This window comes from Streptococcus sp. 2022WUSS037, assembly GCF_044427225.1.
Taxonomy (GTDB): Bacteria; Bacillota; Bacilli; order Lactobacillales; family Streptococcaceae; genus Streptococcus.
This window is the reverse complement of the sequence record NZ_JAOTGJ010000028.1, coordinates 20601-27770: the sequence shown is the minus strand read 5'-3', so window position 1 is coordinate 27770 and position 7170 is coordinate 20601. Positions and strand designations below refer to the sequence as shown.

The 7170-nt window shown below is 42.3% G+C and carries 10 protein-coding genes; 3 read left to right on the top strand and 7 right to left on the bottom strand.

What is annotated here, in order from left to right; translation table 11 throughout:
- Positions 1–79 precede the first annotated feature (79 nt).
- Positions 80–406, bottom strand: a complete 327-nt coding sequence (locus tag ODU55_RS09220; RefSeq protein ID WP_398582639.1) for an IS630 transposase-related protein — start codon at positions 404–406, stop codon at positions 80–82.
- 351 nt (positions 407–757) lie between these two features.
- On the opposite strand from ODU55_RS09220, the gene ODU55_RS09215 reads away from it, so the two are divergent.
- From ODU55_RS09215 to ODU55_RS09205, 3 genes are all read left to right on the top strand, one after another.
- A complete protein-coding gene (locus tag ODU55_RS09215; RefSeq protein ID WP_398582638.1) occupies positions 758–1360 on the top strand; it encodes a replication protein in 603 nt (200 codons plus the stop codon).
- Positions 1338–1598 (top strand): helix-turn-helix transcriptional regulator, encoded by a 261-nt coding sequence (locus ODU55_RS09210; RefSeq protein WP_398582637.1) that lies wholly within the window; start codon positions 1338–1340, stop codon positions 1596–1598. The genes ODU55_RS09215 and ODU55_RS09210 overlap by 23 nt, the downstream gene beginning before the upstream one ends.
- Before the next feature lie 68 nt (positions 1599–1666).
- On the top strand, positions 1667–2884 hold the full coding sequence (locus ODU55_RS09205) for a tyrosine-type recombinase/integrase (RefSeq protein WP_398582636.1): 1218 nt from the start codon (positions 1667–1669) through the stop codon (positions 2882–2884).
- 112 nt (positions 2885–2996) lie between these two features.
- On the opposite strand, the gene rpsI is transcribed toward ODU55_RS09205, so the two are convergent.
- The 6 genes from rpsI to rlmB form a co-directional block, all read right to left on the bottom strand.
- Positions 2997–3389 (bottom strand): 30S ribosomal protein S9, encoded by a 393-nt coding sequence (rpsI, locus tag ODU55_RS09200; RefSeq protein WP_002942223.1) that lies wholly within the window; start codon positions 3387–3389, stop codon positions 2997–2999.
- A 19-nt stretch (positions 3390–3408) separates the two neighbouring features.
- Complete coding sequence (gene rplM, locus ODU55_RS09195; RefSeq protein ID WP_002876943.1) at positions 3409–3855, bottom strand: 50S ribosomal protein L13; 447 nt, start codon at positions 3853–3855, stop codon at positions 3409–3411.
- A gap of 207 nt (positions 3856–4062) precedes the next feature.
- Positions 4063–4956, bottom strand: a complete 894-nt coding sequence (locus ODU55_RS09190; protein WP_192369252.1) for a haloacid dehalogenase-like hydrolase — start codon at positions 4954–4956, stop codon at positions 4063–4065.
- Positions 4957–5025: 69 nt separating this feature from the next.
- Entirely contained in the window at positions 5026–5886 is an 861-nt protein-coding gene (locus ODU55_RS09185; protein WP_398582635.1) for a DegV family protein, read from the bottom strand.
- Positions 5883–6404: an NYN domain-containing protein gene (locus tag ODU55_RS09180; protein ID WP_398582634.1), complete on the bottom strand. Its 522-nt coding sequence runs from the start codon at positions 6402–6404 to the stop codon at positions 5883–5885. The genes ODU55_RS09185 and ODU55_RS09180 overlap by 4 nt, the downstream gene beginning before the upstream one ends.
- Positions 6405–7133: a 23S rRNA (guanosine(2251)-2'-O)-methyltransferase RlmB gene (gene rlmB / locus ODU55_RS09175; protein WP_398582633.1), complete on the bottom strand. Its 729-nt coding sequence runs from the start codon at positions 7131–7133 to the stop codon at positions 6405–6407.
- Positions 7134–7170: the final 37 nt, after the last annotated feature.

Here is a 7170-nt window from a genome sequence, read left to right as displayed (position 1 = left end):
ATCAATATAAACAATAGGGGTGTTTGGAAAGCAGGCTAAAACATCAAGATAGCGTCTCACTTTTTCGCTATCTTGTTCTTTATAGGTTGTGGTCTTTTTTTAAAGTGATGTTCAGTTTTTTTAAGGCGGCCCAAACTGAGGGAATACTACAGTCAAAATGCTCTGCAATTTCCCTTAAGAAAGCATCTGGATGTTCCTTGACATAGGCTTTCAAGCGGTCATGCGGAAGTTTACGAGGACTACGAGCTCGTGGTTTACGATTCAGATGTCCTTCATTTTTCAGCTGTGTCTCCCAACGGTACAAGGTATCGGTTCCAATACCAAATAGGTCACAGGTTTCCTTTTTTGTGTGTCCTGATTGGACATAGGCAATAACGCGTTTTCTAAAATCAATTCCGTAAGTCATAAGTCTATTTTATCATACATTAAATAAAAACTAAACAACTATATAAAACGATAGCTATAAGATGGTTTATATTTAAAGTAAGTAATGATTCTCTTGACCGAAATAAATTCACATTATATAACAATACTGTCAGTCATTGTACTGTTAATGTTCAGAACCAAAGTATAAAAGTAGCACTTCGATTACCTGTAAATGTTGATTCAGTAAAATTATATAAGCAAGCAGAGCCCATTATTTTTGAAGAAATCGTAAATAATAATCCTAACTATTACTTTTCCTCACCGATGAGGGTTGGTAGATGGATGCAGATTTTCGGTTCAAAACGATAATCATTAATCAGAAAGGAAAATAATGTCAAAAGAAAAACGTTCTAACAAATGGGCCTTCTTACTTTATCAAGAAAGTACTCCTGATAATTATTTAGAAATCCTTGAAGAAATTCATGTCCCATTTGTGCTAAGTCCTTGGCATGATAAAGATGTTAATAGACAAACTGGAGAGTTTAAGAAGTCACACAAACATGGTGCTTTGTTCTTTGATTCCTTAAAAAGCTACTCACAAGTTTCAGAACTTCTAAGAGAAAAACTAAATACCCCAACCCATGTAGAAGTTATTATGTCCCCAAAAGGAATGTATGACTACTTTGTCCATGCTGAAAATCCTGATAAAACACCCTATAACCTTGAAGATATTGAGTCCGGTTGTGGTTTTGAGTTAGACAAATTTTTAATTAATAATACAAATGACATATTTCTCGCAACAATAATCGATCTCATAGAGGAATATAATTTTACAGAATTTAAGACTCTGGTGAACTTTGCTAGAGATAAAGAACCGCTGTTATTATCACTGATTGTAGATAAAACATACTTCTTTGCAAAGTATCTAGATTCAAGACGACACTCAGAAATTATTAGAAAGGGGCAAGAAAATGCAAGTCATTCTACCCGATGAGCAGATCCATCAAATCCAACAACTTGTCGCAGACTTAATCAGACAAGAAATCGAAAATAGGTTGAACAACAGCAATCTCGAAAGTCCTTTTCTGAATAAACATCAAACCTGCAAGTATCTAGGAATCTCCAACAACACACTTGATAGTTGGATTCGGAAGGGTTTGCCAGTCATTCGTATTGAGAAAACTGTTCGATTTGACAAAACTGAAATCAATCGCTGGTTACAAAATCAGTAGCATTTTTACCGTGGTTTGTTATAATAAAGCCACGGTATTTTTCTAGCTCAATTCACAAGGAGAATACTATGTCAATTACAAAAACTAAAAATAATACTTATCGTCTTAGACTGTACATCCCAGATGAAGCTAAAGCATTTCTGCAAATAACTGGTAAGATGTATGAAAAGACCTTCAAAACTCGAAGGGAGGCAAAACAAGCCGAATTAGAAATACTCACAAAAGTAGAAAATATCCTAAGCGGAGAATTAGAAGCTTCTCTTGAAACAAATGGAGATATATTATTTTCTGACTTCTACAAACATGTTTGGTGGGATTTTTACAAAGCTGGTCAAACAACATCAACAATAAAACAACCATCACGTGCCACAATTGACGGAACCGAGATTGTTTTTCGGAAACACATCTTACCGATGTTTGGGAACTTTTCACTTAATTTCCTCAATCAAAATAAGCAAGTCGTTTTACATTTATTGACACAAAAATCCGAAGAATATGCAAACTTTAAAGTTATTCGTAGCTATGTCAATTCTATTTTTGATTGGGCAGAAGAGTTAGAATACATCGAGTCCAACAAGATTTCAAAAACTATCAAGCGAATCAAGTCTACAAAGAAAAACAAATTACAGGAAGCGAAAAACGATGAAGATTTATATCTCTCACAAGAAGAACTCCAAGCATGGTTCACAGCTTTTGAAGAAGACTTGGAAAATGGTAAACTATTTTTCAAAGATTATGTGCTATTCTATACAACTTTTTTCTTAGGAGATAGAAAATCCGAAAGCTACGCTTTGCAATGGAAACACATCAACATCAAAAAACAAGAAATTCAATTAGTTCAAGCCTTAGATAAGTACAAAAATCCTAAGTCTACTAAAGGGAACAAGAAAACAACATTTCGAATTCCAGCTGAACTTATCGACCTTCTTCAATCTTGGAAAAAGCAACAGAAAGCCGAACTGGCGAAATTTGGTATTATCCAAACTGATGAACAATATGTCTTCACTTATATCGACATGAAAGGCAATGTGAATAGTCCCTTACACGCTGATTATCTCAATAACAAAATGAAGTCAGTCAAACGCCGTCACAAAGAACTGACACACGCTACGCCTCATAAATTACGCCATACTGGAGCAACACTTGCAAAACTAGCAGGAACATCACTAGAGGCTATTTCTGAAGCTCTAACACATAGTGATACTATTACAACGAAGACTTACGTCAATACTTCAAATGTTGTTCCGATGGCTGTCGGGGAGGTCGCCTATAAAAACCTCAAATAGTAAATGGTGTGAATTTGGTGTGAAAAGTGGTGTGAATTTTGCTAAAAAACATCAAAAAAACACCCCATGGTGTGAACCATGAAGTGTTGTTCTGCTGTAATGTAGCTGGTTCTTAACGTTTAGAGAACTGGCTAGCTTTACGTGCTTTCTTAAGACCTGGTTTCTTACGTTCAACCATACGAGCGTCACGTGTAAGAAGGCCTGCGCGTTTCAATGAATCGCGGAAGTCTGGGTCAACTTGAAGCAATGCACGCGCGATACCGTGACGAATCGCACCTGATTGACCACCGTAACCACCACCGTTCACGTTAACGAAAACGTCGTATGAACCTTGTGTTGAAGTTACTGCGAATGGTTGGTTGATAACCAAACGAAGGTCAGCGTGTGGGATGTACTCTTCTACATCTTTTTTGTTTACTGTGATTTTACCAGTACCTGGGACCAAACGTACGCGTGCAACCGCGTTTTTACGACGACCAGTACCTGTGTATTGTGCTTGTGCCATTTAGATTACGTCCTTTCCCTTAGATAAGACCTGAAATATCAAGTACTTCTGGTTGTTGTGCAGCGTGAGTGTGCTCAGCACCTACAAACACTTTCAACTTCATGCCTTGTGCACGACCAAGTGTGTTGTGTGGAAGCATACCTTTAACTGATTTTTCAATCAAACGAACAGCGTTTTTAGAACGCAATTCACCAGCTGAGATTGATTTCAATCCGCCTGGGTGGTTTGAGTGAGTGTAGTAAATCTTATCAGTTGCTTTTTTACCAGTCAATTTCACTTTCTCAGCGTTGATAACGATAACGAAGTCACCAGTATCAGTGTGAGGTGTGAAAGTTGGTTTGTTTTTTCCGCGAAGTACGCTAGCAACTACTGCAGAAAGACGTCCAAGAGGTACATCAGTAGCGTCTACTACATACCATTTGCGCTCAACTTGGCCTGGTTTAGCCATAAAAGTTGTTTTGTTCATGATTTCTCCTATACGAATCGTTTTTGTTTACTGGGCGGATGTTCCGGTCCGCGGGTATTTGGAAGGTTCCGGGGCCTTTCAAATGGGGTAAACAATACCGTCTACCATTCTATCAAATCTACTAGTCTCCGTCAAGCCATTTTACTTTACTTTTTTTATTTTTTGAAAGATAGCAGAACTGCTGAGAATGAAAACCTTATCATAACCCTATCTCCTCACTGACTGCCCCATTTTAAAATAGGTGTGCCGCTTACCTCTAACCGCCAAGGACAGGGCCAAGATATTTTCAGGGTCTGGCATCCGACCGTAACCCCCATCTCCGATATGGTGAATGTCCGAACCTACCCGCTTGTTGCTGAGCCCAAACTCCCGCACCGTCTGGCTGTCCGCACTCTCCTGACTAGTCCCGATAGTCGAAATAACCAAAGCCCCACGCGCCTTGACCTGACTGACGATCGGTGCCACGATTTCCTCCCGCACACCCGGCACCGTGCCGACCGCAGGTATGAGGACGCCGTCTGCCCCCAGCTCCACAAAGTCCAGCAGGGCTTGACTATCCACGACTGACTCTCCTAGACCTGCACCGTGCATTTTCCCCGCAAAGATGAGGCCCTCAAAGTATTCTTTGGCAAGGCCAATAGCAGAGCGGATTGCAGCTATAGACACACCCGTAGCAGGATTACCTGTCAGCATGATGAAGTCCACGCCAAGAACTTGGGCCTGTCGCAAACTTTCTGGACTGACCTGACGACCTGGTTTTAGAAAAACCTGCTGGTCTTGAACTTCCTGACTAGTATCCACAGGCTCCAAGTTTATCCCGACCAATCGACCTGTCAACCGCTTGATTTCAGCGATGGGATTATCGCAATCGTAAAAACCAACAATCTCCGGATGAAAAACATCCAATTCATTGAGTACCAAAAAATCGCAACCAAAGGCTGCCATCATCTCCGCATTGGTCACCCCCGCAATCAAGGGAGCCGCCGTAACCACTGTTTCTCCCATGATAATCCGACCTTCGCTGGATAAAATGGACTGCTTGAGCTCCTCCTTGGTCGCTCCCACCATATCACTGGCATAGCATGACAATAAGCGTTTCATAAGAACCTCCAAATGGATATGTTTTGTTATTTGTAACCGTTTTCTTTTTGTGTGAATAAAGAAAAGAGATTATCTCTCTTTCTTATTGATGGATAGGATAGCTAGCACCCCTGTACCTGTATGGGTGGCAATAATTGGCCCTAACTCTGTCAAGAGCACATCAGTAACACGGCTGTCTTCCAACAAGGTTGCCTTAATCGCTTCAGCCGCCTCAATATCACCTGTATAGGCCACCATGACCGTAGAATGATCCAAGTTGTCCAAGGTCAGGTTCAGCATTTCCTTGATTCCTTTTTTACGGCCACGAATTTTGGCAATGGCTTCTAACTTCCCTTCCGCATTGAGTGCAAGGAGAGGTTTAATATTGACCAAACCACCGATTAGGGCTGCTGCCTTGGACAAGCGGCCACCACGCACCAAGTGGTTAAGGTCGTCAACCAAGAGATAGGTCCGCAAACGTGGCACCAATTCTTCAATGAGTGCCTTGGTTTCTGCCAGAGTCTTACCTGCAGCACGTGCCTCAACGGCTTTCATGACTAAGTAGCCTTCTCCAATGGTCGCTGCCTTTGTATCAACGATGGTGATAACTGCTTCTGGATATTGATCCATAACCATATCTCGTGCAATGACTGCACTCTGGTAGGTCCCTGAAAGAGCTGCTGAGAAAGCGAGGTAAAGTACCTCTTTGCCTTCCTTGGCTGCTGCTTCAAAAACTTCTTCAAACTGACCAACATTGACCTGACTGGTCGTAGGTTGGCTGCCAGAAGCCATTTTCTCCAGCAAATCTGCTGAGGTCAAACGGTTTTCACCGACTGTATCATAGGTTACGCCGTCTAGGTTAATGGTCAAACCAAGCACGGTCACATCGTTTTCTTGGACCCAGCTGATTGGCAAATCCGATGTCGAATCGGTTACGATTGTAAATGTCACTCTTTCATTTCCTCCATCATTTCTTTTAAGGCTTGAAAATTCCCATCTGACCAGGGATTGAGCCGTGGGATGTAGAGCTCTACCTGGTCCACAAACTTGTCCAAATCCTTTTTGATGACCCTGGTTCTCTCCTCTAACTCACGCGCCGAAACCCGTAAGGCCCCTTGTGAAAAGACCACCCATTGTTCGTTGAGGTCGCTGGTTGCGACGGAAACCTGCTTGCGACGGTCACTATTGAGCTGGGCGCTGAGTCGTTCGATATAACTATCTGCCGTCTCTTCCTCCTCTGTAAAAATGACCGATACCTTGAATTCGTCATACTGCTGGCGAAGACCTGGTACATGGTGGGCATCAAAGACACAAATCACCTCAATCTGTTCAAAAGCTGCGTAGTGAGACAAGGTGCGAAGTAAGGTCGTTCTGGCCGCATCCAAGTCTCCCTTTTTAAAATCTTGCTTAGTGGTCTGCCAAAAGGCAATCATGTTGTAGCCATCTACAATGAGAACTTTTTCTTTCATTTAGATTTTCTTCCGAAATACTTCGTACATGAGCACAGCGGCTGCTACGCTGGCGTTGAGAGATTGGACGTGGCCCTTCATAGGAATGGTAATCATCTCATCCACCTGCTTTTTGATATTACTGGAGATGCCCTTGCCTTCGTTGCCGATAATGAGAGCTAGCTTGCCAGCCGTATTCCACTTGTGGCTTGGGGTTCCGTTCATATCGGTACCAAATACCCAGAAACCAGCCTCCTTGAGTTTGTCGAGGGTTTGGCTAAGATTGGTCACTCGGGCAATTGGGACATGGGCCACCGCACCTGTTGAGGTCTTTGCCACAACGGGCGTCACGCCAACTGCTCGGTGCTTGGGAATGATGATGCCAGCTACCTGAGTGGCATCTGCGGTCCGTAAAATCGAGCCGAAGTTGTGGGGGTCTGTCAGACCGTCCAAGATGAGAATGAGAGGATTATCTTCCTGCTCTGCCTTTTCCAAAATCACCGACAGGTCCGCATAGGCGAACTCAGAGACCCGCAGAACAAAGCCTTGGTGAACGGCACCTTCTGTCATGTCCGACAGGGTCTTCTTCGGCGTCCAAGAAATCGACACCTTTTTCTCTGCCGCTAGAGCCTTGATTTTTTCTACATTTTTTCCGCGCAAATCATCCTGAATGTAGAGTTTGTTGCCGGTGTTGGCATCCAAACTCTCCACTACAGCATGTACGCCATATACCATATCATTTTGTTCCATAAGAGTATTATAGCATAGGTTAAGAGGATAAGAAAAG